This is a genomic window from Ruegeria sp. TASC047 (assembly GCF_059612445.1).
In genome coordinates this window covers 407,401-433,036 of sequence record NZ_JBXWQP010000029.1, presented here as the reverse complement: position 1 = coordinate 433,036, position 25,636 = coordinate 407,401, and the positions used below count along the sequence as shown (strand labels likewise).

Annotated in this window: 28 protein-coding genes; 14 read left to right on the top strand and 14 right to left on the bottom strand. The window is 59.9% G+C overall.

Translation table 11 applies throughout. The annotated features are described in order from the left end of the window. Positions 1–51 precede the first annotated feature (51 nt). Entirely contained in the window at positions 52–375 is a 324-nt protein-coding gene (locus AC2FLO_RS09960) for a 2Fe-2S iron-sulfur cluster-binding protein (RefSeq protein WP_209504265.1), read from the top strand. Further along, the gene (locus tag AC2FLO_RS09955) at positions 375–1,118 is read left to right on the top strand and encodes an FG-GAP repeat domain-containing protein (protein ID WP_496752929.1); all 744 of its coding nucleotides are present in this window, start codon (positions 375–377) and stop codon (positions 1,116–1,118) included. Before AC2FLO_RS09960 ends, AC2FLO_RS09955 begins: the two co-directional genes overlap by 1 nt. A gap of 135 nt (positions 1,119–1,253) precedes the next feature. Here AC2FLO_RS09955 and purD read toward each other — a convergent pair whose 3' ends face one another. Further along, positions 1,254–2,522 (bottom strand): phosphoribosylamine--glycine ligase, encoded by a 1,269-nt coding sequence (gene purD, locus AC2FLO_RS09950; RefSeq protein WP_480583580.1) that lies wholly within the window; start codon positions 2,520–2,522, stop codon positions 1,254–1,256. Between the two features lie 76 nt (positions 2,523–2,598). Between purD and xseA the strand changes: the two genes are divergently transcribed. Beyond that, entirely contained in the window at positions 2,599–4,083 is a 1,485-nt protein-coding gene (xseA, locus tag AC2FLO_RS09945) for an exodeoxyribonuclease VII large subunit (RefSeq protein WP_496752930.1), read from the top strand. Between the two features lie 3 nt (positions 4,084–4,086). Continuing rightward, positions 4,087–4,728: a glutathione S-transferase family protein gene (locus AC2FLO_RS09940; RefSeq protein WP_496752931.1), complete on the top strand. Its 642-nt coding sequence runs from the start codon at positions 4,087–4,089 to the stop codon at positions 4,726–4,728. Here the strand turns inward: AC2FLO_RS09940 and AC2FLO_RS09935 are convergent, their stop codons facing one another. Beyond that, complete coding sequence (locus tag AC2FLO_RS09935) at positions 4,729–5,124, bottom strand: hypothetical protein (protein ID WP_496752932.1); 396 nt, start codon at positions 5,122–5,124, stop codon at positions 4,729–4,731. It abuts the gene before it with no gap. Between the two features lie 140 nt (positions 5,125–5,264). Here AC2FLO_RS09935 and AC2FLO_RS09930 point away from each other — a divergent pair, with 140 nt between their 5' ends. The 5 genes from AC2FLO_RS09930 (at position 5,265) to AC2FLO_RS09910 (ending at position 9,500) form a co-directional block, all read left to right on the top strand. Next, complete coding sequence (locus tag AC2FLO_RS09930; RefSeq protein ID WP_496752933.1) at positions 5,265–5,903, top strand: lysoplasmalogenase family protein; 639 nt, start codon at positions 5,265–5,267, stop codon at positions 5,901–5,903. A 58-nt stretch (positions 5,904–5,961) separates the two neighbouring features. Continuing rightward, positions 5,962–7,104 (top strand): signal recognition particle-docking protein FtsY, encoded by a 1,143-nt coding sequence (gene ftsY / locus AC2FLO_RS09925; RefSeq protein ID WP_496752934.1) that lies wholly within the window; start codon positions 5,962–5,964, stop codon positions 7,102–7,104. Positions 7,105–7,192: 88 nt separating this feature from the next. Continuing rightward, complete coding sequence (locus AC2FLO_RS09920; protein ID WP_496752935.1) at positions 7,193–8,095, top strand: EamA family transporter; 903 nt, start codon at positions 7,193–7,195, stop codon at positions 8,093–8,095. Positions 8,096–8,111: 16 nt separating this feature from the next. Next, the gene (locus tag AC2FLO_RS09915; RefSeq protein ID WP_267363984.1) at positions 8,112–8,717 is read left to right on the top strand and encodes an inner membrane-spanning protein YciB; all 606 of its coding nucleotides are present in this window, start codon (positions 8,112–8,114) and stop codon (positions 8,715–8,717) included. 114 nt (positions 8,718–8,831) lie between these two features. Continuing rightward, positions 8,832–9,500: a Crp/Fnr family transcriptional regulator gene (locus AC2FLO_RS09910; RefSeq protein WP_209504274.1), complete on the top strand. Its 669-nt coding sequence runs from the start codon at positions 8,832–8,834 to the stop codon at positions 9,498–9,500. 218 nt (positions 9,501–9,718) lie between these two features. Here AC2FLO_RS09910 and AC2FLO_RS09905 read toward each other — a convergent pair whose 3' ends face one another. From AC2FLO_RS09905 to rpiA, 6 genes are all read right to left on the bottom strand, one after another. Then, on the bottom strand, positions 9,719–11,212 hold the full coding sequence (locus AC2FLO_RS09905; RefSeq protein WP_496752936.1) for a DegQ family serine endoprotease: 1,494 nt from the start codon (positions 11,210–11,212) through the stop codon (positions 9,719–9,721). A gap of 127 nt (positions 11,213–11,339) precedes the next feature. Then, the gene (locus AC2FLO_RS09900; protein WP_496752971.1) at positions 11,340–11,534 is read right to left on the bottom strand and encodes a DUF2065 domain-containing protein; all 195 of its coding nucleotides are present in this window, start codon (positions 11,532–11,534) and stop codon (positions 11,340–11,342) included. Beyond that, positions 11,534–12,430 carry a protease modulator HflC gene (gene hflC, locus AC2FLO_RS09895; protein WP_496752937.1) on the bottom strand — a complete coding sequence of 299 codons (897 nt, stop codon included), beginning with the start codon at positions 12,428–12,430 and terminating at the stop codon, positions 11,534–11,536. Before hflC ends, AC2FLO_RS09900 begins: the two co-directional genes overlap by 1 nt. Further along, entirely contained in the window at positions 12,430–13,572 is a 1,143-nt protein-coding gene (gene hflK, locus AC2FLO_RS09890) for an FtsH protease activity modulator HflK (protein WP_496752972.1), read from the bottom strand. Before hflK ends, hflC begins: the two co-directional genes overlap by 1 nt. Before the next feature lie 72 nt (positions 13,573–13,644). Then, on the bottom strand, positions 13,645–15,003 hold the full coding sequence (gene gor, locus AC2FLO_RS09885) for a glutathione-disulfide reductase (RefSeq protein ID WP_496752973.1): 1,359 nt from the start codon (positions 15,001–15,003) through the stop codon (positions 13,645–13,647). A 124-nt stretch (positions 15,004–15,127) separates the two neighbouring features. Continuing rightward, positions 15,128–15,916: a ribose-5-phosphate isomerase RpiA gene (gene rpiA / locus AC2FLO_RS09880; protein WP_480583566.1), complete on the bottom strand. Its 789-nt coding sequence runs from the start codon at positions 15,914–15,916 to the stop codon at positions 15,128–15,130. A 167-nt stretch (positions 15,917–16,083) separates the two neighbouring features. Here rpiA and AC2FLO_RS09875 point away from each other — a divergent pair, with 167 nt between their 5' ends. From AC2FLO_RS09875 to AC2FLO_RS09860, 4 genes are read left to right on the top strand one after another with little or no spacing between them, the layout of a single operon-like run. After that, positions 16,084–16,785, top strand: a complete 702-nt coding sequence (locus AC2FLO_RS09875) for a glutathione S-transferase family protein (RefSeq protein ID WP_496752938.1) — start codon at positions 16,084–16,086, stop codon at positions 16,783–16,785. A 1-nt stretch (position 16,786) separates the two neighbouring features. After that, positions 16,787–18,160, top strand: a complete 1,374-nt coding sequence (locus tag AC2FLO_RS09870; RefSeq protein ID WP_496811671.1) for an L-serine ammonia-lyase — start codon at positions 16,787–16,789, stop codon at positions 18,158–18,160. Positions 18,161–18,180: 20 nt separating this feature from the next. Next, positions 18,181–18,597 (top strand): GFA family protein, encoded by a 417-nt coding sequence (locus AC2FLO_RS09865; RefSeq protein WP_496752940.1) that lies wholly within the window; start codon positions 18,181–18,183, stop codon positions 18,595–18,597. A gap of 45 nt (positions 18,598–18,642) precedes the next feature. After that, a complete protein-coding gene (locus AC2FLO_RS09860; RefSeq protein ID WP_496752941.1) occupies positions 18,643–19,557 on the top strand; it encodes a DMT family transporter in 915 nt (304 codons plus the stop codon). On the opposite strand, the gene AC2FLO_RS09855 is transcribed toward AC2FLO_RS09860, so the two are convergent. Continuing rightward, positions 19,502–20,209 (bottom strand): thiamine diphosphokinase, encoded by a 708-nt coding sequence (locus tag AC2FLO_RS09855; RefSeq protein WP_480583555.1) that lies wholly within the window; start codon positions 20,207–20,209, stop codon positions 19,502–19,504. The genes AC2FLO_RS09860 and AC2FLO_RS09855 overlap by 56 nt on opposite strands. 123 nt (positions 20,210–20,332) lie before the next feature. On the opposite strand from AC2FLO_RS09855, the gene AC2FLO_RS09850 reads away from it, so the two are divergent. Further along, on the top strand, positions 20,333–22,036 hold the full coding sequence (locus AC2FLO_RS09850; RefSeq protein ID WP_496806705.1) for a hypothetical protein: 1,704 nt from the start codon (positions 20,333–20,335) through the stop codon (positions 22,034–22,036). A 200-nt stretch (positions 22,037–22,236) separates the two neighbouring features. Here AC2FLO_RS09850 and AC2FLO_RS09845 read toward each other — a convergent pair whose 3' ends face one another. The 5 genes from AC2FLO_RS09845 to nthA form a co-directional block, all read right to left on the bottom strand. Then, a complete protein-coding gene (locus AC2FLO_RS09845) occupies positions 22,237–22,473 on the bottom strand; it encodes a DUF2842 domain-containing protein (RefSeq protein WP_496752943.1) in 237 nt (78 codons plus the stop codon). Next, a complete protein-coding gene (locus tag AC2FLO_RS09840) occupies positions 22,473–23,768 on the bottom strand; it encodes an adenylosuccinate synthase (RefSeq protein ID WP_209504287.1) in 1,296 nt (431 codons plus the stop codon). The genes AC2FLO_RS09845 and AC2FLO_RS09840 overlap by 1 nt, the downstream gene beginning before the upstream one ends. A 223-nt stretch (positions 23,769–23,991) precedes the next feature. Next, positions 23,992–24,321, bottom strand: a complete 330-nt coding sequence (locus AC2FLO_RS09835; protein WP_496752944.1) for a nitrile hydratase accessory protein — start codon at positions 24,319–24,321, stop codon at positions 23,992–23,994. Further along, positions 24,318–24,995, bottom strand: a complete 678-nt coding sequence (gene nthB / locus AC2FLO_RS09830) for a nitrile hydratase subunit beta (protein ID WP_496752945.1) — start codon at positions 24,993–24,995, stop codon at positions 24,318–24,320. The genes AC2FLO_RS09835 and nthB overlap by 4 nt, the downstream gene beginning before the upstream one ends. Then, the gene (gene nthA, locus AC2FLO_RS09825; RefSeq protein ID WP_480481542.1) at positions 24,992–25,606 is read right to left on the bottom strand and encodes a nitrile hydratase subunit alpha; all 615 of its coding nucleotides are present in this window, start codon (positions 25,604–25,606) and stop codon (positions 24,992–24,994) included. Before nthA ends, nthB begins: the two co-directional genes overlap by 4 nt. Between the last annotated feature and the right edge of the window lie 30 nt (positions 25,607–25,636).

The window sequence follows — 25,636 nt, the reverse complement described above, 5'->3', positions numbered from 1 at the left end:
ACTCCCTTCACTAAGGAAGGTTTCGAACATCGCAAAAGGAAGACGCACGCAATGGCAAAGATCACCTATGTCGAGCATGGCGGTACCGAGCACACTGTCGAGGTCGCCAACGGACTGACCGTCATGGAAGGGGCCCGTGACAACAACATTCCCGGCATCGAGGCCGATTGCGGCGGTGCCTGCGCCTGCTCGACCTGCCATGTCTATGTTCACCCGGACTGGGTCGAGAAGATCCCGGCCAAGGACGACATGGAAGAGGACATGCTGGATTTCGCCTATGAGCCCGACCCGGCCCGCTCGCGCCTGACCTGCCAGATCAAGGTCACCGACGCGCTGGACGGCCTGATTGTCCAGATGCCTGAAAAGCAGATCTGATGCCCAACAAAGCGCCGCGTCAGCCCGCCCGCCTGTTGCAATGTCGGGTGCGCAGCGCTTTGCTCCCTTTTGGCCTGTGGTGCACGCTGCCAATCGCCGTCGCGGCGGATACCATCACCGACGCCCGCTTCGCGGAACCAACCACGCGATACGCGCATGGCGTTTTGGGTGACTATATCGAATACGGCGCTTTGGAACTTGTGGTCGATGACACAGTCGTAACGGTTCGTCTGCCACAGGACCGTGTATTCGAAGACCTCGCGCCGCGTCTGGCAGACATCGACAGGGACGGCGCGGTTGAAGCAGTTGTCGTTGAAACGCAGGACACAACAGGCGCTCAGCTTGCGATCTACAACGCCGCTGGCGAAAAGATAGCGGCCACTCCTCATATCGGCGCACGTTTCCGCTGGCTCGCCCCGGTCGGTGCTGCTGATCTGGATGGTGATGGCAATATCGAAATCGCCTATATCGACCGCCCCCACCTGGCCAAAACCCTGCGCATCTGGCGCTTCAAAGATAGCGGACTGACCGAAATCGCTGTTCTGCCCGGCCTGACCAACCACAAGATCGGTGAGGATTTCATTTCCGGCGGCCTGCGGAGCTGCGGCGACCATCCCGAAATGATCCTCGCCAGCGCCGACTGGTCGCGGATCATCCGTGTTTCCTATCAGGATGGCTGGCATCTGACGGACTTGGGCCCGCTCAAACAGCGCGACAATCTCACATCAGCCCTGAATTGCTGATCCGCCTCTTCATCTGGCCAAAAAGATCCTGGAGGGTGAGTGGTTGAAAAGAAATCGTCCAGCGGACGATTTCGACCGCAAACGCGCGCAGCGCCGGGAGGCCGCAAGGCCGAGGGGGCAAAGCCCCCTGCCCGATCATCCCTCCAAAGCGCGCCAGCCGATATCGCTGCGATAGAACCCTTCGGGCCAATCCACGGCATCAACCATCTGATACGCCCGGTCGCGCGCCTCTTGCAGCGTTTTTCCGCGCGCGGTCACGTTCAGAACGCGCCCGCCGACGGCCTGCACCTGCCCCGCAGCCTCGCTTGTGCCCGCATGAAACACCATGTTGCTGCTGTCCTCGGGCAAGCCGTCCAATCCTTTGATGACCGTGCCCTTCTCGTAGGTTCCCGGATAACCTTTGGCCGCCATCACGACCGTTATCGCGTGATCATCGGCCCAGTTGACCCGCATCTCGCCCAGCCGCCCTTCGGCGGTGGCATGCAACAGGTCCATCGCCTGCGCGCCCAGACGCATCATCAGGACCTGACATTCCGGATCCCCAAAACGGACGTTGTATTCCACAAGGCGCGGCTGGCCGTCCTTGATCATCAGCCCCGCATAGAGGATTCCCTGAAACGGCGTGCCCCGGCGCTTCATCTCGGCGATGGTGGGGCGCACGATCTCTTCCATTGCACGCGCTTCAACTTCCGCGCTCAGAACCGGCGCCGGAGAATAGGCACCCATCCCCCCGGTATTCAGGCCGGTATCCCCTTCGCCCACCCGCTTGTGGTCTTGGGCCGTGCCGATGGACAGGATGTTTTGGCCGTCGCACAGAACAAACAAAGACGCTTCTTCACCGTCCATAAACTCTTCGATCACGACCTCGGCCCCGGCCCCGCCAAAGACACCGCCGAACATGTCGTCAATGGCGTCAAGCGCCGTGTCTTCGTCCATGGCCACGATCACGCCCTTGCCGGCGGCCAGACCATCGGCCTTGACCACGATGGGCGCGCCCTGTTCGCGGATATAGGCCTTGGCGGGCTCGGGCGCGGTGAACCGCGCATAAGCGGCGGTGGGCGCATGTGCCGCGTCGCAGATTTCCTTGGTAAAGCTTTTCGAGGCTTCCAGCCGGGCCGCTTCGGCAGACGGTCCGAAAACCAGCACCCCGGCTTCGCGCAGGCGATCCGCCACTCCGGCGGCCAAGGGGGCCTCGGGACCGACAATCACGAAATCAATCGCGTTTTCCTCGGCAAAGCTGACGACGGCCCCGCCGTTTTCGATATCCAGAGCGGCACACTCCGCGATCTGAGCGATCCCGGCATTGCCCGGCGCCACGATCAGACGGTCGCATTTTGGGTTTTGCATCACTGCCCAGGCCAGGCTGTGTTCGCGCCCGCCGCTGCCGAGAATAAGGATGTTCATGGGGTCGTCTCCGATCTGCTTGGCCTCGCCTGCGCGGCGTTCTAAGCTGGGTGAGCAATTGAAACAAGGCGCTGAAATGTCCGACCTGCTTGATGACCCGATTCCGGGCCAAAACACCCCTGAATACACGGTTTCCGAGGTATCGGGCGAGGTGAAGCGCACGCTGGAAGGCGCGTTCGGGCGAATCCGCGTGCGCGGCGAAGTCGGGCGCGTGTTCAAGGCCCGGTCCGGGCACCTGTACTACGACATCAAGGACGACCGTAACGTTTTGGCCTGCACGACATGGAAAGGTCAGGTTTCCAGCCTCTCGGTCGTGCCAGAGGAAGGACTGGAGGTTGTCGTCACCGGTCGCCTGACCGCTTTTGGCGCACAGTCCAAATACAACCTGAATGTCGATGAAGTTGCCGTTGCCGGTCAGGGCGCACTTATGGCCTTGCTGGAAAAGCGCAAGAAACAGCTTGAGGCCGAAGGTCTGTTTGCGCCCGAACGCAAGAAGCCCCTGCCGTATCTGCCGCAGATCATCGGCGTCGTGACATCGCCTTCGGGCGCGGTGATCCGTGACATTCTGCACCGGCTTCGGGACAGGTTCCCGCGAAAGGTGCTGATCTGGCCCGTGGCCGTGCAGGGCGCAAACTGCGCCCCCGAGGTTTCCCGCGCCATCGAAGGGTTCAACCAGTTGACACCCGGCGGCGCACTGCCCCGTCCTGACCTGATCATCGTGGCCCGTGGCGGTGGGTCGATCGAAGATCTTTGGGGCTTCAACGAAGAGAGTGTCGCGCGCGCCGCCGCCGCATCGGACATACCGCTGATTTCGGCCGTTGGGCATGAAACCGACACGACCCTGATCGATTTCGTCTCGGACCGCCGCGCGCCTACACCCACAGCTGCGGCAGAGCTGGCCGTGCCGGTCCGTATCGAACTGCTCGCCTGGACCGGCGAGCAAGGCGCCCGCCTGTCGCGCGCGGCAACGGACGCGGTGCAGCGCCGTTCGCAAAGGCTGCGCGATTTGTCCCGCGCCCTGCCGCGCCCGGACAACCTGTTGAACTCCCCCCGGCAACGCCTTGATTTGATTGCGGATCGCCTGACCCCGGCTTTGACGCGAGGAGTGCAAAACCGCCGCCTGCAAGTAGTGGAACTGTCAGCCCATCTGCGCCCGTCAACTCTGCGCGGTCTGGTCTCGGCCCGGCAGGAATCACTGCGCAACCTGTCGTCGCGCCTGTCCCTGCGCCCGATTCAACACGAGATCGGCCAGCACGCGCAAAACCTTGCCCGGCTTGGTGATCGGATGAACGCGGCACAGACTACGCGGCTGGATCGTCTGAAACATCAGTTGGAGGCCACCGACCGCCTGCGCGAAACGCTCAGCTACAAGGCGACGCTGGAACGCGGATATGCTGTGGTCCGCGCAGATGGGAATGTCATCACGACCAAGGCCGAGGCGGCAAAACACACGGTGCTGGACATCGAATTCGCCGATGGCATTCTTGACACCGGGACAGCCGCAAAGCAGACCAACCGGAAATCCAAACCGGATGCACCAGATCAGGGATCGTTGTTCTAAGCCATGCTGACAATCTGGGGCCGCAAAACGTCATCGAATGTTCAGGCCCTGATGTGGTGCGTCGGAGAGCTGGATCTGCGCTTTCATCGCCACGATGCAGGGCACAGGTTCGGCGGGCTGGGCACCGATGCCTTTCGCAAGCTGAACCCGAACGGCACCATCCCAGTGCTACAGGATGGCGATCACCCACCGCTGTGGGAGACCGGTGCAATCCTGCGCTACCTGGCGAATGCCTATGGCGGGAATGCGTTCTGGCCACGCGACCCGGTTCAACGGGCCGAAGTCGACAAATGGGCGGAATGGGCCAAGATCAACGTTGCGATGGATTTCACGGTGCCCGTGTTCTGGCAGGTTGTCCGGACCGCCCCGGCAGAGCAGGACCAAAACGCGATTGAGCAGGCCGCTGCCGCGCTGGATAGCAAACTGGCACTTGCCGATACCCGGCTGTCAGAAAACACCTACCTGTGCGGGCCCGATCTGACACTGGCCGATATTCAGCTGGGACATATCCTTTATCGCTATTACGACATCGCGATATCCCGCGCGGTCCTGCACAACCTGCGGCGCTATTACGATAAGCTGACAGAAAGACCTGCATATCAGGAGCATGTCATGCTCAGCTATGATGAGCTTCGGGTGACCTAGTCAGACACCGACGTCGGGGCCATAACACACCATTTCTTCCCCCATATCTTCCGCCTCGTACAGCTCGGTCGCCTGCGGGTCGCCTTCAAACTGCGCGACAAGGCCACCACCGGATCGCGTAAAGACCCAGCATTGCGGGTCAAACCGGTCTTCGTAGATGAAACAAATCTGCTCTTCCTGCTGATACCATACACCTTCCTTGCAATCGCCATCCAGAAAAGACCAGATCACGCGGCGGTTGGGCAAATAGCGTTCGACCCCGTAAACCTGCCCTTCGAACCCGTAAAACAGGGTCTTGCCTTGCGTATAGGTGTCGAATTCGGGGCCGGACAAAGGGGTCTGGGCCGCAACGGGCGGCGTGGCAAAGCAGGCGAGAATCATCAGCGCTCGGAACATATGCCCATTGTGTCAGATGCGATCCCGCTATGCCATTCACCCTTTGGCCAGGGCTTGGGGAAACATGCTTAACTCAACGTAAGCGCTTGATTATATGCCGCGCTCGGGATGAAGGTATTCGAAAACCGCGGTGAGGTGACATGGCAACCCTTCTCTTCCGGATCGCCCTTGGCTGCGCATTGGGATACCTGCCCCTGACGGCCCGACCAGCCAGTTCCTTGCGCACTGTGCTGAAAACCACCTCGGTCGCCGCGCTGGCAGTCATTGTGGTTCTGCAGGGCAGCCCATGGATGCTTGCCGCTGCGCTTGCCCTGTGCGCAACCGGGGACGCGCTGTTGTCGCGTGAAACGGATGCCACGTTCATGGCCGGCATTGCCGCTTTTGCCGCCGGGCATCTGGCCTATATCGCCCTGTTCCTGTCGCATCCTGCCAGCTCCGCCAGCCTGATCTGGGATGCCCCCGCGATCGTGTGGTCTCTGGTCATTCTGGGCATTGTCATGGCCACACTGCTTGCCCCCCGCGCCGGAGACCTGAAAGGCCCTGTTCTGGCCTATATCCCGATCATCCTTGGCATGGGGATCACCGTGCTGGCGCTGCCCCAGACAGGTGCCCTGCGATGGGCGTTCCCGGCTGCAATCACCTTCATCGCGTCTGATCTGATCCTTGCTACGGAAAAGTTCCTGCTGCCTGCGAACCACCCCGCCCACAAGCTGACGCCCTATCTGATCTGGCCGCTCTACTGGGGCGCGCAATTTGGTTTCGTCTTCGCTTTTGCGTGACCCTTTGCAACTGCCGCAAATCCGCATTAGGTGAAAGGAACACCTGCGGAGACCAAATATGGCGTTTTTCTCAAAGCTAAAGGACAAGCTGTTCAAATCCTCATCCCGCCTCGAACAGGGGCTGGACGCCATCGTCGAGGATGGTGGCGAGGAAACCGCCGCACCCGACCCTGTCCTCCCCGAACCTGAGCCCGAGCCGCAACCGGTTCCCGAAATCCCGACCCCTGAACCGGCGCAGGAACCGGCTGAACAACCTGCCCCCGCCCCGGCGGATCCCACACCAGCTGCCCCGCCACCAGAAATCCCTGAGTCCAAAGGCATCCTGAACCGCTTGTTCAGCCGTGGCAGCGCTGCCACAGAAATGCGACGCACGCTGGATGACGACATGCTCGAGCAACTCGAAGAGCTGCTGATCGCTTCTGACATGGGCGTCGACACCGCCCTGCGTGTCACCTCGAACATGGCCGAGGGGCGCTTTGGGCGCAAACTCTCGACCCGGGAAATCAAACAGTTGCTGGCGCAGGAAGTGGCCCGCGTGATGGAGCCCGTGGCCAGGCCCCTGCCGATCTATCCCAAACGCCCGCAAGTGGTGCTGGTCGTCGGCGTCAACGGCTCGGGCAAGACCACGACCATCGGCAAACTGGCCAGCCAGTTCAAGCAGACTGGCAAAAAAGTCGTCATCGCCGCCGGTGACACCTTTCGCGCTGCGGCCGTCGAACAGCTGCAAGTCTGGGGCGACCGCGCCGGGGTTCCGGTTCTGACCGCGCCCGAGGGCTCGGACCCCGCCAGCCTCGCCTTTGACGCGCTGACCCGGGCACAGGCCGAAGGCGCGGATCTGCTGATGATCGATACCGCCGGGCGCCTGCAAAACCGCACCGACCTGATGGAGGAACTGGCCAAGATCGTCCGCGTCATCCGCAAGGTCGACGAGACCGCACCGCACAACACCTTGCTGGTCCTTGACGCCACCACAGGTCAGAACGCGCTGAGCCAGGTGGAAACCTTTCGCAAGCTGGCCGATGTCTCGGGCCTGATCATGACCAAGCTGGACGGAACCGCCAAGGGCGGTGTGCTGGTCGCGCTGGCCGACAAGTTCGGCCTGCCGATCCATGCAATCGGGGTGGGAGAACAGATCGATGACCTTGCCCCCTTCGATCCCGAAGAATTCGCCGCCGCCCTGACCGGGCTCGACAAGGGCTGATCCGCCACTTCATCTGGCCCCAAATATCCTCGGGGGTGTGGGGGCAGACAGCCCCCCCACCTCTCCGCCCTACAAAAGGTCTGCGTATTTGAGCGACTGGCTGATCTCACTTGAAGGCACCGAAGCCGGTCACCAACTGGCGCTGGCACTGGCGTTGATGGCCGCCTTCCTGCACGCCGCGTTCGGGGCGCTGCAGAAAGGCCGCCATGATCCATGGCTGTCCCGCGGCGCCATTGACGCCAGCTATGGCCTGATGGCCGCCCCCTTTGCCTTCTTCGTGGTGCCCTGGCCTGAACCTCATATGTGGCCGATCTTCGCCCTCGCCTGGCTGATCCACATTGCCTACAAGACGCTGCAAGCCGCAGCGTACACCAAAGGGTCCTACACGGTCGTCTATCCGGTGGTGCGTGGTACGGGTCCGCTGTTTACGGTCATTGGTGCCTATCTTCTGTTCGGTGAAACATTCTCGACCGTGCAGTGGCTGGGCGTCGCAACCCTGCTGGCCGGGATATTCGGCCTGGCCGCCTATAATTTCCGGTTTCTCGAAACCAACCGGGACACGCTGGGGATTGCGCTGGTCCTCGCGATCATCACGGGGCTGTTTGTCGCCCTTTACACCACCTATGACGCCTATGGCATACGCGCCACCGCCGACCCGTTCACATTTCTGGCCTGGTTCTTCATGATCGACGGCGCGGCCATGCCGATCTATGCCTTCCTCAGATGGCGCGCGATGACGCATCGCCCTGCGCCCGGCCCGCTGATGCTGCGGGGTCTGGCCGGGGGCATCATCGCGCCTTTGTCCTTCGGGTCGATCATGCTGGCCACACGACTGGACAAAGTCGGCGAAGCGGCCGTGCTGCGCGAAACCTCAACCGTCTTTGCGGCGCTGATCGGCTGGCTTGTCCTGAAGGAGACCGTTGGCCCAAGACGCATTGCATTGATGGCATTGATTGCACTCGGCGCCGTAATAGTTGAAATGGGCGGGTAAGCAGCAGGACATACCGATGACAGGCAAAAAAGACATCAACCCATTTCTGAAACAGGTGCTGGAGCTTGGCCCGCCGCTGGCCTTCTTCTTCATCTACCTGCGCTTGCGTGATGACAGCTTTCTGATCGGTGGCACCGAATATTCCGGCTTTATCATCGCCACGATTATCTTTGTCCCCCTGATGCTGGGGGCAATGGGTATCCTGTGGTACCTGACCGGCCAGCTTAGCCGGATGCAGATTTTCACGGCCTTCATGGTTATTTTCTTCGGCGGCCTGACCGCATGGTTCAATGACGAGCGGTTTTTCAAGATGAAAACCACGCTTGTCTATGGCCTGTTCGCCCTGATCCTTGGCATCGGGTTGCTGCAAAAGAAATCCTATCTGGCCTACGTACTGGATGAAATGCTGCCGATGAAGCACGAAGGCTGGATGATTCTGACGCGCCGCCTATGCGCCTGTTTCGCTGTTCTGGCCGCCGCAAACGAGTTTGTCTGGCGCACCATGTCGACCGACCTTTGGGTCAAGATAGAAACCTTTGGATTTCCCATCGCGCTGATGGCCTTCCTGATGCTGCAATTCAGTATCTTGCAACGCTACATGGACGACCCGGAACAGAAATAACTGCCCTGACGTCGCCATACCTGCAAAAACAAACAAAATTCTTGGCTTAGCCGCCGAGCTATGGGAAGTTGTATCACCACCCACACTCACACCTTGCCCAAGATCGGTGTATACATGACGGCCTTTCCCACCAGCGGCTTCCTTTCGGAGGCCTCCGACGGGCTTAGAGAGATGCTTTCGGCGCAGGCGACCGACATCTCGCTGGCTCAAGGAGAAACTCTTTTCGAACAGGGCGATGAAGGGGATTCGCTCTATGCCATTCTGGCAGGCACGCTTGAAGTGTCCTTTCTGGCCATGAGCGGTCGAAAGCTGACGCTGACCCTGATGCGCCCTGGCGAAGTCTTTGGCGAAATCGCACTGTTTGACAACGGCCCGCGCACGGCGACTATTGCCGCGGCCGAGCCATCGCGCGTCCTGCGTGTGCGTCGCAATGACGTCATGAACCAGATCAGAAAACAGCCTGACCTTGCCGTGGATCTGATCCGGTTGGCCGGGCTGCGGATGCGATGGATGGGGTTGCAGCTGAACGAGCAGGTCTTTTTGCCCATGCCCATTCGACTGGCCCGAAAGCTGCTGCATCTGTCGGAATTGCAGGACGACCCGACGCAGCGCATCACCCTGTCGCAGAGCGAACTTGCCGAATTTGTCGGGGCTACGCGCGAGGCCGTTTCCAAGACAATCTCGATCTGGAAACGCGACAATATTGTCGAATCCTCGCGCGGCGGATTGCTGATTCAGGATTTCGATGCTTTGCGGGAACTGGCCGATTCCGAACTTATCTGAACCAGTGTGATCTGGTTCACATACGAAGGGGTCCGTGTTGACCTAAGGTGAAGTTGTTACCGTAGGAGGTCAGAGAATCATCCCCGATATCTGTCCACTGATCTCTCCCTGTATCTGAGCCATACGCAATTACTGCGTATGGCTCATTTTCTTTCTGCATGCCTCTTCAGGTGTTCAGGCAATGAAAAAGGCCGGGCGCTTGTCCCGGCCTTTTCCAATCACTCTTCCAGGCTCAGCGCCACAAATCGCGGCTCGCCCCCCCTGCGGACCAAAAGCAGCAGAGATTTCCGCCCAGCCTCTCGCGACTGGTCCATTCTAGCTTCCAGGTCCGCGATGGTTTCCACTTTCTGCTGACCCGCTTCCGTGATCAGGTCACCCGCGCGCAGCCCTTTCGCGTAGGCCTCAGACGCTTCATCGACATTCGAAATCACCAGACCTTCGGCATCTGCATCCAATCCCATATCCGCGCGCAGCGTATCTGTGAGCGGGGAGATGGTCAGCCCGAGAATATCTGCGTTTTCTTCGACCGGAGCATCCTGCGTTTCTTCTTCGTCATCTTCTTTGCTTTCTGCGTCCTCACGGCGCCCCAGCGTGACCAGAACTGTCTGCGTGCCGCCATCGCGATGCACAATGACCCGTACGGCTTTGCCGACTTCTGTTTCACCGACCTGACGGACCAGACCACGGGTGTCTTCAACTTCGACACCGTCAAAGCTGATGATCACGTCGCCCGCTTTCAGACCGGCCTCTTGGGCGGGGCCTTCCGGAACATCGCTGATCAGCGCGCCGCCGGGTTTTTCCAGCCCCATCGCCTCGGCCATATCCTCGGTCACGTCCTGAATGCGGACGCCCAGCCAGCCGCGCCGGGTTTCGCCAAATTCGCGCAGCTGATCGACGACCTTTACCACCACGTTCGACGCCATCGAAAAGCCGATACCGATCGAGCCACCGTTTGGCGACAGGATCGCGGTGTTCACGCCGATCACTTCGCCGTCCATGTTGAACAACGGACCACCCGAGTTGCCCCGGTTGATCGCCGCATCTGTCTGGATGTAATCGTCATAAGATCCGCTGAGCGCCCGGTTGCGGGCCGATACGATACCAGCGGATACAGAAAAGCCCTGGCCCAGCGGGTTGCCCATGGCAATAACCCAGTCACCCACACGCGCCACGTCGCTGTCGCCAAATTGCACGTATTTCAAGGGGCCGGACGCCTCGACCTTGAGCAGCGCGATATCGGTTTTCTCATCGGTTCCGATGACCTTGGCCACCAGTTCTTTTTTGGGCTGCCCGTCGCCGGGGAAGAATTCCACAAGGATTTCATCAGCTTCCGCAATGACGTGATTGTTGGTGACAATGTAGCCATCTTCAGAGATCACAAAACCCGACCCAAGGGCGTTGCTACGTCGAGGCGGGCTGTTGTCATTGCCGCCGTTGCGATCCTGAAACTCGCGAAAGAAATCCTCGAACGGAGACCCCTCGGGCACGATACCCTGCGGACCTGTCTGACCTTCGATCAGGGTGCTTGTGGTGATGTTCACCACGGCCGGGCTGATCTTTTCGGCCAAGGGCGCCAGGCTTTCGCCTCTGGCCTGAGCGGAAACCGACTGCGCCAGCACAAGCAGCGTACCGGCAAAGGCCAGCCACAACAGCCGCATCCAAACACTCACGTCGTCCCACCGGACGGATAAACTGCGCGCTTTCGCCTGCACTTGAGCTCTCCTTGTCGACAATCTTGCCAAGGCCTGTTTCGGCCTTTCTTAGTTTCCAATGTAGTCAGTTTAACCCGGTGAGCAACTCGGGATCGCAGGGAAATCACCCGCACGTGAAACCGCCCCGTCAAAAGCCCAGTTGATATGCCCCCCAGAGCAGGATCAAACCGCTGACAACACAAAGCAACCCAGCCAGTCGCTGGCCCTGTACGGGCATGGCGCGCAGCGCCTCCAGCATCCGCTCGATAAGCGAAGGGGCCAGCGCATAGGCCAGCCCCTCGACAATCAGTACCAGCCCGAAGGCCAGAAGGATCATACCCATCATTCAGAGGCCGGAGCCGCTGGCACAGGCCGCCCTGTAGGAGACCCAAGGTAATTGAAGAACTCGGAATCCGGGCTCAACACCATCGAGCTATTACCGCCTTGCAGCGCATTCTCATAGGCCGTCAGTGAGCGGTAAAACTCAAAGAACTCCGGATCGGCACTGTAGGCTTCAGCAAAGATCGCGTTGCGTTCGGCGTCGGCCTCACCGCGGGTGATTTCAGCCTCACGACGCGCATCCGACACTAGTTCAACCACAGTTCGGTCGGCCTGCGCACGGACACGCTGCGCAGCCTCGTTACCGCGAGCGCGTTCATCGGTCGCTTCGCGTTCACGCTCGGCCTTCATTCGGTCGAACGTGGCTTCAAGGTTGGCTTGCGGCAGGTCGGTAGCTTTCAGGCGCACGTCAATTACGGTGACGCCCAGCGCGCGCGCTTCGGCAATAGCACTGTTACGGATACGCAGCATCAGCGCGGCACGGTCGGAACTCAGGATATCGCGTGAGGACACCGAACCCAGAACTTCACGGGTTTCGGCGCGCAAGATGCGATCCAGTCGATCCTCGGCAACCGGGATACCGCCAACACCAACCGCCTGACGGAACTGGTTCAGATCGGAAATTCGGTAACGTGCAAAGGCGTCAACGACCAGACGGCGGTCATCCAGCGGCGTGACCTCGAGCGGGTGCACGTCAATCGACAAGATTCGGTCATCGTAACGAACCACCTCCTGAATAAGCGGAATCTTGAAGGCCAGACCCGGCTCTTCCTTGACCGCGACAACGCGGCCAAATTGAAGAACCAGCGCGCGTTCACGCTCGTCCACGATGAAGATCGAGGACAGCACGCCGACTATCGCGATGAAAACGATCGGCAGAATAAATGTCGTCTTACGCATCAGTTGCTCTCCCCTGCAGGGCTTCGGCGCAGCTCGTTGAGCGGCAGATACGGCACAACACCCTGCCCTTGCCCACTCGAGCTCGGGTCCAGAATGATCTTATCGACGTCACCCAAAATCTGTTCCATCCGTTCCAGATACAAACGCTTGCGGGTCACGTCCGGTGCCTTGGAATACTCTTTCAGAACCGCGCTAAAGCGGCTGGCCTCACCCTGAGCGCTGTTGATCTGTTGGGCACGATACCCTTCAGCCTCTTCCAAAATCTGTGCGGCTTCACCGCGCGCTTCGGCGAGTACCCGGTTGGCATAGGCGTCAGCGACGTTCTGCAGACGGTCACGCTCTTGCGCGGCCGCCTGAACATCACGGAATGCCGCAATCACGTCCTGCGGCGGGTCGGCCTTGTCAAAGTTCACACGGACGATGTTCACGCCCGAATCGTAGCTGTCCATCGTATCCTGAATCAGTTCCTGCAGACGGTCAGCGATTACGCCACGATCCCTGTTCAGGATCGGTGCCAGTTCGCTTTGCGCAATGATCTCACGCATCGCTGATTCAGATACAGCTCGGATTGTCTGACGAGGATCACGCAGGTTGAACAGGTACTTGGCCGGGTCATTGATGTTCCAGACGACCTGATAGTCGATGTCGACCACGTTTTCGTCGCCGGTCAGCATCAGTTCACCTGAGCTGCCGCTTCCGCCGCCCATATCTTCGTTCTGTTCGCGGGTCACCGCAATGACCTCGGCAGTCACGAACGGCCACGGGGCAAAGTTCAGACCCGGATTACCGACGGCCGAGAATTCACCCAGAAACAGCTCAACCGACTTTTCTTCCGGTTTGACGGTGTAGAAGCTGGCAAGCCCCCACAACACGGCTGCCGCCACCAAACCGATTGCAATTGTACCTTTGGTAAAGGCCGGGCCACCACCGCCACCCGAGCCATTGGTACCACGGCCACCGCCACCACGACCGCCCATGAGGACGCGCAGTTGCTCCTGGCCTTTTTTCATCAGTTCGTCAATCTCGGGGATATGCGGGCCATCGCTTTCGGGGGGCTTGCGCCCGTCCCCGTTGTTACCCCGATTTCCTCCGCCACCGGATGAGCCTCCGCCCCCCCAGGGGCCGCCGCTGTTGCCCGCCATAAGTATCTTTTCCTTCGTTTTGGACCGTGTGATCACGGGTTCCCTTGTAACGTGTGTGCGCGCGCTTGCAAATCAAGCCGTGCGCACAGGTTGCCGCATTGTCACCAGTTCTTCGGCCATGACCGGGTGAACTGCAACCGTGCGGTCAAAATCTTCCTTGGTCGCGCCCATCTTTACGGCGATTCCCGCCAGCTGGATCATCTCGCCGGCACCGGGGGCGACAATATGGCAACCCAACACCTTGCGCGTCGCCTGAGAGACGATGAGTTTCATCAGCACCCGCTGCGTGCCGCCAGCAAAAGATTTCTGCATCGGCTTGAAAGATGTGGCATAGACCTCGATTGGTTCCTGCGCTGCCGCCTCTTCTTCGCTTAGACCTACGGTACCCATCTCAGGCTGAGTGAAGATCGCAGTCGGGATCAAGTCGTGATCCACCGGTGTCGGATTGCCTTTGAATACGGTTTCCACAAAAGCCATCCCCTCGCGGATCGCAACCGGTGTCAGGTTCACCCGGTCGGTCACATCGCCAATGGCAAAGATCGAGGGCACGGCGGTCTGGCTGTATTCATCCACGATGATCTCGCCCTTCCGGCCGCGTTCAACGCCCAAAGCCTCCAGCCCAAGGTTATCGGCATTCGGCGCACGGCCTGTGGCATACATCACCACATCAAAACTCTGCTCGGAGCCGTTGGTGGCCTTGACCCAGATCTTGTCGCCCTGCTTTTTCATCTCGATCACATTGGTGCCCAGATGCAAGTCGATGCCGTTCTGGCACATTTCTTCGCTGATCAGTCCACGCGCCTCGTCATCAAACCCCCGAAGGATCTGTGCGCCGCGATAGAACTGAGTCGTCTTGACCCCCAGCCCGTTCATGATCCCGGCAAATTCACAGGCGATATAACCGCCCCCTACGATCAGGATGCTTTCAGGCAGCTTGTCCAGGTGGAATATCTCGTTCGACGTAATCGCCAGTTCCGAGCCCGGGAAATCCGGAACAACCGGGCGACCGCCGGTGGCGACCAGAATGTGTTTGGCCGTTTTGCGGGTTCCGTCGTCCAGCTCGACCGTGTGGGCATCCACAAGGCGCGCACGCTGGTCAAAGCTTTCGACGCCGTTGTTCTTCAGGATATTGCGATATATCCCTTCCAACCGATCAAGCTCGGCCACCAGCTTGCCGTGGAAAGTGTTCCAGTTGAACGCGCCGGGCTGAATGTCCCAGCCATAGGCCTGCGCATCCCCGACCATGCCCGAGTATTCGCTGGCAAAGACCATCAGCTTCTTTGGCACGCAGCCCCGGATCACACAGGTGCCGCCATACCGGTCTTCTTCGGCCAGCGCGACCTTGGCACCGGTTTCGCCCGCCGCAACACGCGCCGCGCGGACCCCGCCCGAACCTCCGCCGATGACAAAAAGATCATAGTCAAAGCTCATGCCGGGTTCCTTCATTCAACTTTCAAAATTCTCTGGATATCTGGGCGTAAAAAACCCTGTGCCAACCCCCGGCGCGGAAAATTCGAACTTTCATGGCCACTTGCCGAAGGGACCTGCACGATACTCAGTCCGAAAAATCGGAAAACAGGTTATCGCACGACCCGCTGAGCAGCTGATCCAGTTCGACCGTGCCCGCGTTGATATCACGCAGCTCGACCCGGCCATCGCCATGGCCGATCACGACCTTGTCGCAGATGTCGATGAACAGGCCATTTTCCACAACACCGGGCACCTGGTTCAGGATCAGCGCCATCTGGCGTGGGTTGCCGATGCGCTTGAGGTGCAGGTCAAGGATGTGGTTGCCCTCATCGGTCACAAACGGGGCCTCGCCATTCATGCGCAGCGCCGAGGATGTCCCAAGCACATCCATCGTATCCAGAGCTTCCTCGATCAATGTGCGTGTTGTCTGCCAGCCAAAGGGAATGACCTCGACAGGCAGCGGAAAGGCCCCCAGAGTTTCAACTTCTTTGCCTGCATCGGCGATGACGATCATCTGGTCGCTGGCCGTGGCCACAATCTTTTCCTGCAGATGCGCACCGCCGCCCCCCTTGATCAGGTTCAGGTCCTGATCGAACTCATCCGCGCCGTCGATGGTCATGTCCAGCCAACCGGCCTGATCCAGTGAAATGACGTCAATACCAACCTCGCGGGCAAGCTGCGCCGTGCGGGTCGAGGTTGGAACACCCTTGATCCGCAGGCCGTCTTCGCGCACCCGTTCACCCAGACGGCGCACCAGCCAGGCGGCTGTCGATCCTGTGCCAAGGCCCACGCGCATCCCGTCTTCAACCATGTCGGCGGCACGGTACGCGGCAACGTATTTCGCGGTGTCGATTGGCGACAGATCTCTGGTCATGGCAGCTTTCCCAGTTTATTCTGACGGAGTTATAGGGAATGCGTCAGACGACTGCGACCCCATTTTGCGATCCGACAGGTGTTAAGATGTCTCAGGACTACGCGTTTCCTGTCGGAAAAGTCGCAATCATGTCTTACACCCACATCTTTGCGCTGTAAGTTGCGCGCATGTTGACGCCGTACCGCCTGCATTATGCCCCTGACAACGCCTCGCTGGTGATCCGGCTGGCGCTGGACGAGATAGGCGTGGCTTATGAAACCGTGCTGGTGGACCGCCGCCAGAACGAGCAGGACAGCGACGCGTATCGGTCGCTTAATCCCAACGGGCTGATCCCGGTTCTGGAAACGCCGCAGGGCCCGATTTTTGAAACTGCGGCGATCCTGCTTTGGCTGACGGAGCGCCATGGTCAACTGGCCCCGGCGGTGGATGATCCTGAACGCGCCGGATTTCTGAAATGGCTGTTCTTCGCGTCCAACACGTTGCATGCGGATCTGCGCATCCTGTTCTACGCTGAAAAATACATAGACGCCTCACAGGCCGACACGCTGCGCGCGGGCATCCGACCCCGGTTGCTGCAGCACCTGCGGTTGCTGGATGCGCTGGCGCAACGCGGGCCTGAGTGGTTTCGCGCAGGTGTCCCATCGGTTCTGACCTATTATGTTGCCTGCATGATGCGCTGGATGGCCCTGTACCCTGTAAGTGCTGACCGCAGCTGGTATCAACTGGCCGACACGCCGCATCTGCAGAAAGTGCTTCTGCACGTTGAGACATGCCCCGCCACCCGTTCGGCAATCGCTGCGGAAGGTTTGGGCGTTACACCCTTCACATCCCCTACTTACGCTAATCCCCCGGAAGGCTCGGCTATCTGATATGTTCCTATCTGTCTTCGATATGTTCAAAGTGGGCATTGGCCCGTCTTCATCGCACACAATGGGCCCGATGGTGGCTGCGGCGCGCTTTCTGGACATGATGCGCGCGTCCCCCTTTGAATTTATGGGTCTGAAAGGATCACTGCACGGCTCGCTGGCCTTCACCGGCGTCGGCCACGCGACCGATCGGGCGACCATTCTGGGTCTGGCGGGCTTTGTCCCCGACACCTATGACAACGAAAAGGCCGAGGCAGCGCTGGCCGATATCGCACGCACGCACACCGTCACGCCCGAAGGCCTGCCGACGCTTCATTTCGATCCCAAGGCGGATCTGATCTTTGACTACGACAACAATTTGCCCGGGCACGCTAACGGGATGATCCTGATGGCCACCGACGCACAGGGCGATGTGATCCTGCGGCAGGTGTTCTATTCGATCGGCGGCGGCTTTGTCCTGACCGAGGAAGAATTGGCTGCGGGGAAAGCCACCGATGAAGGCGACCCGGTCCCGTTCCCGTTCAAATCCGCCGCAGAAATGCTTGAGATGGCCAAATCCAGTGGCAAGACCATAGCCGGGATGAAGCGCGCAAACGAGATCGCGCGGGGCTGCGCCGACAGTTTCGCGAAAGGCTCGGCCCGTTTGTGGGACGTCATGAATGCCTGTATCGAACGTGGCTTGACCACTGACGGCATCCTTCCGGGCGGGTTGAAAGTGCGCCGCCGCGCGAAAGGCATCTATGATGCGCTGATGGCCGAGCGCGGCATGAACCTGACCGCGCCGCACACGATCAACGACTGGATGAGCGTCTATGCCATGGCGGTCAACGAGGAAAACGCGGCGGGCGGGCAAGTTGTCACTGCGCCAACCAACGGGGCCGCAGGTGTTCTGCCCGCTGTTCTGCGCTACTATCTGGACCACTTACCGGGCGCGTCCGAAAGCCATATCGAGGATTTCCTGCTGACCGCAGCGGCCATTGGCGGGTTGGTGAAGTACAACGCCTCAATCTCGGGTGCCGAAGCGGGATGCCAGGCCGAAGTTGGCAGCGCCGCCGCCATGGCGGCAGCCGGGCTTTGCGCCGTGATGGGTGGAACGCCCGAACAGGTGGAAAATGCCGCCGAAATCGCGCTGGAACATCATCTGGGCATGACCTGCGACCCCGTTGCCGGACTGGTTCAGGTTCCTTGTATCGAACGAAACGGGTTAGGCGCTATCAAAGCAGTTTCAGCCGCCTCACTGGCCTTGCGCGGGGACGGTCAGCATTTCGTGCCGCTGGACGCGGTGATTGAGACGATGCGCCAAACCGGCCATGACATGCATGAGAAATACAAGGAAACCTCGCTGGGTGGTCTGGCTGTGAACGTACCGAACTGTTGAAACAGAAAGCGAGGGGCGACATGCGTGGGCATTGTCTGTGCGGCAATATCCGGTTTGAGGTCGACCCTCCGGTACTTTCATGCGTCACCTGCCATTGCGACAGTTGCCGTCGCCAATGCGCAGCGCCGATGACATCGTATTTCGGAGTTCGCGATGGTCATTGGCGGTGGATCGGTGAAGAGCCCAAGCGCTTTAACTCCTCTCCCGGTGTCGAGCGCAGCTTCTGCCCGCATTGCGGCACGCCGATGTCCTTCCGTTCAACCGCCATGTCGGATGTGGTGCACCTATATGTCGCGACGCTGGGCGCTCCTGAAGCGCTGGAACCAACGTTGCATGTCGCGCATGAAGAAAAGCTGAAATGGCTGAAATTGGAGGATGGTTTGCCTACCTGCAACGGGCCGGATTACACCAAGGTTCAGCCCCTGCCCGACCGCTGACAACAGCGCTTCCCTCTGCGTCGCGAAACAGTTAGCGTCGCGCTCATGACTCAGGACAGACCCGTCTTTGGCATCTTTTTGATGCTTGGTTTTTGCGTGCTCGCGCCCTTGGGGGATGCGATGGCGAAGCTGTTGGGCGAGACCACACCGCTGGGTCTGCTGGTCATGGTCCGTTTCGCGGTGCAAGCGGTGATCCTGATCCCGCTGGTTGCGGTGACCGGGCGACCCTGGCGGATGCGCGGACGCATCCTGCGGTTGACCCTGCTACGGACGCTGCTGCATATCATCGGCATTTCGGCCATGTTCAGCGCGCTGCAATTCCTGCCATTGGCGGATGCCGTTGCAATTGCCTTCGTCATGCCATTCATCATGCTGCTGCTGGGCAAATATGTTCTGGAGGAAGAGGTCGGTTCCCGCCGTCTTGCTGCCTGCATCGTCGGGTTCATTGGCACGTTACTGGTCATTCAACCCAGCTTTGCCGAGGTGGGCGCACCTGCGTTGCTGCCACTGATCGTTGCCGTAGTCTTTGCCTTGTTCATGCTGGTCACCCGGCAAGTCGCGAAAGAGACCGACCCGGTGTCGCTGCAGGCTGTGTCCGGCGTATTTGCGACAGTCCTTCTGGCTCCGGTCCTTCTGATTGGCACGCAAATGAACATTCAGGAGCTCTCGATGACCCTGCCGTCCAGCGATTTGAACTGGCTGCTGATTGCGATCGGGGTGTTGGGTACGGTCGCGCATCTGCTGATGACGTGGTCGCTGCGCTATGCACCCTCTGCCACACTGGCCCCGATGCAGTATCTGGAAATCCCGGTTGCAACCCTGATCGGATGGGTGATTTTCAGCGATCTGCCCGATGGATTGGCTGCGGTTGGCATTGTCATAACCATTGCCGCAGGCCTGTATGTCATTCTGCGCGAGCGGGCCAGCGCCCGGTCCGCCCCGACAGAAACACCTGCATAAGCGGATCAAGCGCTGCGCGCGGGATCATCACCAACAGGCCCGGCCCATCCATCTTGAGCTCGACAGGCGCCAATGCGCGGTTGGATGTTCCCACCTGCCCGTCCGGTCGAAAAGCCAGATCGTCAATCGGCCATTCCAGCCCGGTACTGCGCCCCGTCACGGGCTGCATCGGAAACAGCGAGACCACATCGCCGGGTGCAACCGGCAGCTTGATCTCTGGCGGCGCGTGAAAAACCAGTTCACGTTCGCCCAGCAATATGCAGGCCTGATCCTGCCGCCGGACCAGAACGTTCAGAACGGCCAGTTGATGATCAAGTCGCCCGCCAAGAAACCCGGCCCCAAGAACCAGCGGAGCGTGCAGATTGCGAAGAGCCTTGTCGAAATCGGTGCTGTCCTGTTCGCGGATGGCAAACAGGCGATCCGCGGGAATTTTCGCTTGCGTCGCTTTGCTCAGCGAATCGAAGTCACCAATCACCGCATCGGGAATCCGGCCTGATTCTGTCAAAACGTCCGCTCCGCCATCGGCGGCAACGACCGAATTGACGCGATTCAGCACCAGATTCAGGTCTCCAGATCCGATAAATCCCCCTCCGAACAGCCCAATTGGATCGGCAGAGCGTACAATTGGCTCGATTTCCCTAAGATTGGCCATTTTTCCCGGATTTGGACACATTAAGACCACAAAATGATAGGTTCATGCATAAAGTTCAGAGCCTTCGTGTGCTCCCGATTCCGGGTAAGTGGGCTCTCGTAGTTTGTAAAGGACGTGCGTCTGATGGTACAGAATAACAAGGTACTAACCGTTTCATATGGAACCTTCTCCTGCACTTTGGAAGGATTCGATGATTCCTTTGAAACGATGAAAGCCATCGCCGAATATTTCCGCGATCTCGCAGCGGATGATCGTTACTTCGGCTCGGAACCCCCGCAACCTGATGCCGAAATGCTGACCCGCATCGCCCGGCGCGATGCGTCGCAGCGCGTCGAAGCCCGTCAGAACGAATCCGGCCTGTTGCTGCGCGCCACTCAGACAACCGAAACCCCTGTCGCTGCTGAAGAGTCGGCCCCGCACACGGCCACGATCAATGTTGCCGAAACTCCCGCTCACGTTCAGCCACAACCGGCCCCTGCGCAGACCGGGTTCGCCGAAGCGGAACCTGTCGCGGACACCCCACCCCCGGCCGCTGACAGCATCGCGGCGAAACTGCAACGCATTCGCGCAGTCGTCTCTCATTCCGATGTGCCCGCGGCCGAGTATTCCGAAGACGAAGACTCACCGCTGTTGGCCAATACCGCCCCCCCGGTAGATGCAGTGGCCGCCGCGTTTGAGGCCGGTGCGCTCAGCGCGGAAGACTTTGCCGAGCCCACAGAGCCTGAAGCCCAGGAAACCGAAGTGCCTGCGGCACCTGCGATTGACGAGATGCAGGATCAAGAAGCTGAAGAACCGCAAGCGGCTGAGACAGCTGATGCGCTGATTCCCGAAGTTGCGGAAACTCAGATCGAAGAAGACGTTGACCTGCAGGCGCCCCTGACCCCCCAGCCCCTGCAAATCGACGAGATCGAAGACGCGCCGGTGGCGGATCAGACCGCCGCCGAGCCTCTGTTGGCTAATCTTGAAGACGTTGCCGAAGACGATTTCGACGAAGAGGATGCCCCCAACATCCTCAACGTAGAAGACGTAGCAATTGAATCCGACGATGAACCGGTCGAGGAAGACCTGACGCAGGGTGTTTTGACGGCAGAAGACGAAATGCACCTGCTGACCGAAATTTCCGAGATCGAACAGCACCTGTCCGGTCGTTCGAGCCAAAAACTGGCGGACGATGCGGATCCCGATCAGGATATGTCGCGCCTGATGGCAAAGACCGGTGAGCATATGGATGACCCCAGCAGCAGCGATGCGCGCGAAACCTATTCGCACCTGCGCACCGCCGTCGCAGCCACCGAAGCCGACCGCGACGGTCAGGCACGCTCGGAAGAGGCGGCCGACCGGGATTACCGCGGCGATCTGGCATCCGTGGTCAGCCCACGGCGACCCGAAATCAAGGTAACCAGCATGCGTCCGGCACCGGAAGCTCCGGCGCCGCTCAAGCTGGTGGCCGAGCAGCGGGTGGATGAACACGGAACATCCGCAAGCCCGGTCTCGCCACGTCGTGTCACCGCAGACCAGGACGCAACCGGATCGGAGGAAGGCGGTTTCGCACAGTTTGCACAGGAACAGGGTGCGCAATCGCTGCCTGATCTTCTGGAAGCGGCTGCCGCATATCTGTCCTTCATCGAAGGTCAGGAGCAGTTTTCGCGCCCACAGCTGATGAACAAGGTGCGTTCACTGAAACAGGACGAGTTCAATCGCGAAGAAAGCCTGCGTTCTTTTGGACAGTTGCTGCGCGATGGCAAGATCGAGAAAGCCGGAGGCGGGCGTTTCGCGGCGTCCAACCTGATCGGTTTTCGCCCCGATGACGAGCGTGCCGTAGGCTGATCACGCCACAAGGTTTCCAAGCAAGGCCGGGTCTATCCCCGGCCTTTTTGCTTTTTTGCCATTGGACCATACGCCTGCCCTGAATGACAAAGCCCAAGCGTTTCGACTGAAACCAGACAGCCAGCACCTTACTGCCGAGAACCACGCGTTTCCTGCGCGGTGCTCAGCAGGCCCGGTCATTTACACGTACCTGACGAGCTCTAGGGCTGATCGGGGTCTTCTTTACCGACGCCGCGAAACACAAACTTGAACGGCAGGGCCCAAAGGATGCCCAGCACAATATAAACCAGCAACTCAATCCAGATCGGAGGACGCCCCAGCAAGTTCACGATCGTCACAACAGCGATGATGTACAGCGGAAGGCCAAGCACAAGGATCACCAGCGACCAGCGCCGGCGTGCCTTGTAACTCAACCTTGTCTTCTGTTTTTCGCTCATCAGTCGGCAAAGGGGTCTGTCACCAGAATGGTGTCATCCCGCTCCGGGCTGGTGGACAAAAGTGCCACCGGGCATTCGATCAGTTCTTCGACCCGACGTACATATTTGATCGCATTTGCAGGTAAATCCGCCCAGCTGCGCGCGCCTTCGGTCGATTCGCTCCACCCCGGCATTTCTTCATAAATCGGGGTACAGCGGGCTTGCTGATCAGCTGCGGTTGGAAGGTAATCCAAACGCTCGCCATCCAGCTCATACCCGGTGCAGATCTTAAGGGTCTCAAACCCGTCCAGAACATCCAGCTTGGTCAGCGAGATACCGTTCACGCCGCTGGTGGCGCAGGTCTGGCGCACTAGACAGGCGTCGAACCAGCCGCAGCGGCGCTTGCGGCCTGTTGTCGTGCCGAATTCGTGCCCGCGTTCACCCAGACGCTGACCGTCTGCGTCTTCCAACTCGGTCGGGAACGGCCCTTCTCCAACGCGGGTGGTATAGGCCTTAACAATGCCAAGCACGAAATTGATCGAGCCCGGACCGATTCCAACGCCGGTTGCCGCCTGCCCCGCAATCACATTTGACGACGTCACAAAGGGATAGGTGCCAAAATCGATATCCAGCAGCGCGCCCTGCGCCCCTTCAAACAGGATGCGTTTCCCGGCTTTGCGCTTTTCGTTCAGCACTTTCCAGACAGGTGCTGCAAACGGCAGAATTTGTTGCGCGATCTCTTTGAGCTGGGCAATTAGCGCGTCGCGGTCAACCGGTTCGATACCCAGACCCTTGCGCAACGGATCGTGATGTTGCAATGCGCGGTCCACGCGGGCCTCCAGCGTGGCTTCGTCCGCCAGATCGGCAACGCGAACGGAACGCCGCCCAACCTTGTCTTCATAGGCCGGGCCAATTCCACGACCGGTTGTTCCGATCTTGGTGCCTTTGCTCGCAGCTTCCTCGCGCGCACGATCCAACTCGCCGTGGATCGGCAGAATCAACGGCGTGTTTTCGGCAATCATCAGCGTGTCGGGCGTAATCTCAACACCCTGCGCCCGGATGGTTGCGATCTCATTGACCAGATGCCAGGGGTCCAGAACCACCCCATTGCCAATAACGCTCAACTTGCCGCCGCGTACCACACCCGAAGGAAGCGCGTGCAGCTTATAGACCTCGCCGTCTATCACCAGCGTATGACCGGCATTGTGACCGCCCTGAAAACGCGCGATTACGTCCGCCCTTTCGCTGAGCCAGTCGACAATCTTGCCTTTTCCTTCGTCGCCCCATTGGGCGCCGACAACAACCACGTTGGCCATATCCGGTCCTTTTCGTGCTGAGTGATCAAACCCGGCTCATATAGCGGGGCAAAAACGGCAGGGAAACCGATATTTCGCCGCAGAGGAAAATCGCGCAGGCGCGCGATGCCTCCGGCGGGGATATTTAAAGCCAGATGAAGAGCGGATCCCCTGCTTCATCTGGCTTTAAATATCCCGGGGGAGGCGCCCGGAACGGGCGGCGGGGGCAGAGCCCCCTACCCTGTCATCGCAAGTGGACAGGTTGTCCGTGCGGAGTGGTCAGGTAAGCCTCTTCCCAGGCCTTATGCAGATCAAGCACATCCTTCGGCATGGCAGCGCCCTGTTCGACCAGCAATGCCTCAAGCGTTTCCAGCCATGCGTGGAAGTAATCGTCACCGCCATCCAGTTCCCGGGCAAGCCCGTTGCGTTTCAATGTCGCTGAAAAACGCGCCGCCCAATCCGCCCATTCGAACCGCCCGGCCTCGTTCAGCGCGACGGTGACGGCAAAGACCTGAGCGTGCCACGGCTCAGCAAAAACCGGCTCGGGGGCTCCGTATGTGATACAGTCGTTCATGCCGGTTGCAGGTAGCTTTGCCAGAGGTCCAGAACCACCTGGTCGGCGGGATGTTCGGGGGCGGCCCAGAGTTCTGATGCCGCAAAGACCACTGCATAAATCGGCTCTGGCGCCTCACCCAACCCATGCGCATTGGAATCGGGCAGAACATGGGTTCCGTGCAGGCGCAGGATTCGGCCCCTGGCACCGGATGCATAGACAGGCAGGCGCGTGTGACCTCCATCCACGAGGCGATTTGCCGCCGGTCGGACCGTGACAACCTCTTGCCCCACAGAATACAGCGCCACGACATTGGAAGGCCTGTCCGCAGGCCCGCCTTTGGCCAGCGAAGCGGACACCGCTTCCGCCTTGAGCGCTCTGTCCGCCAAGGGGTGCGGTTCGTCGCCGCTCACGCCACGCAGATCATCCAATGTCAGAACACCCTTTTCGACCAGCAGATCGGCCAGACCGGATATCCATTTTTCATAATACGAAAACCGGGCGTAATCCCTCGGGGACAGGCGTTCGCGCGCGTGGCGCGAAACGTCGATGTTCCACTGCCCCAGAAAACCGGATGCAAGTGTCACCGCAAGAGCGCGGGCGTGCCAGTCTTCGGCAAAGACCGGCGCATCCTCTGTCTCGGGGTTTATCGGACCGTCACCGAAACGTCCTCCCATATCGTGAACGCGGGTCATGCGGGCACCCTTGGAAGGCCCGTGCCAATCATGCTGTCGCGCGTCACAAGCGCGGCAAGCCCCTCTTCGCTCATCCCGTCTGTGCCTACAGGGCGCATGGGCAAGACGAGATAGCGAACCTCGGCTGTCGAATCCCAAACCCGTACAGATGTGTCTTGGGGCAAGGTGACGCCGAATTCGGCCAGCACCTTGCGCGGTTCTCGCACTGCGCGGGCGCGGTAGGCGTCGGATTTGTACCATCCGGGCGGTATGCCCAGCAGCGGCCAGGGGTAACAGCTGCACAGCGTGCAGACGACCATATTATGCCGGTCGGGTGTGTTCTCAACCACCACCATATGTTCACCCTGGCGGCCATAATAGCCAAGGTCGGCCACGACCGGAGTGGCGTCTTCAAGCAGGGCAGCTTTGAAGGCAGGGTCGCTCCAGGCTTTGGCAACGACGCGCGCGCCGTTTTGCGGCCCGATCCTGTTCTGATAAGTGTCGATAATCTCATCCAGAGCCGCCGGATCGATCAGCCCTTTGCGGGTCAGAATCGTCTCGAGCGCTTTGACGCGCAATGCGGGTTCAGGTGGCAACAGGGCATGCGGGTGGTCGTGATCGTCATGTGGCATGGCCGCAGCCTGCGTCACAAATCGACACAC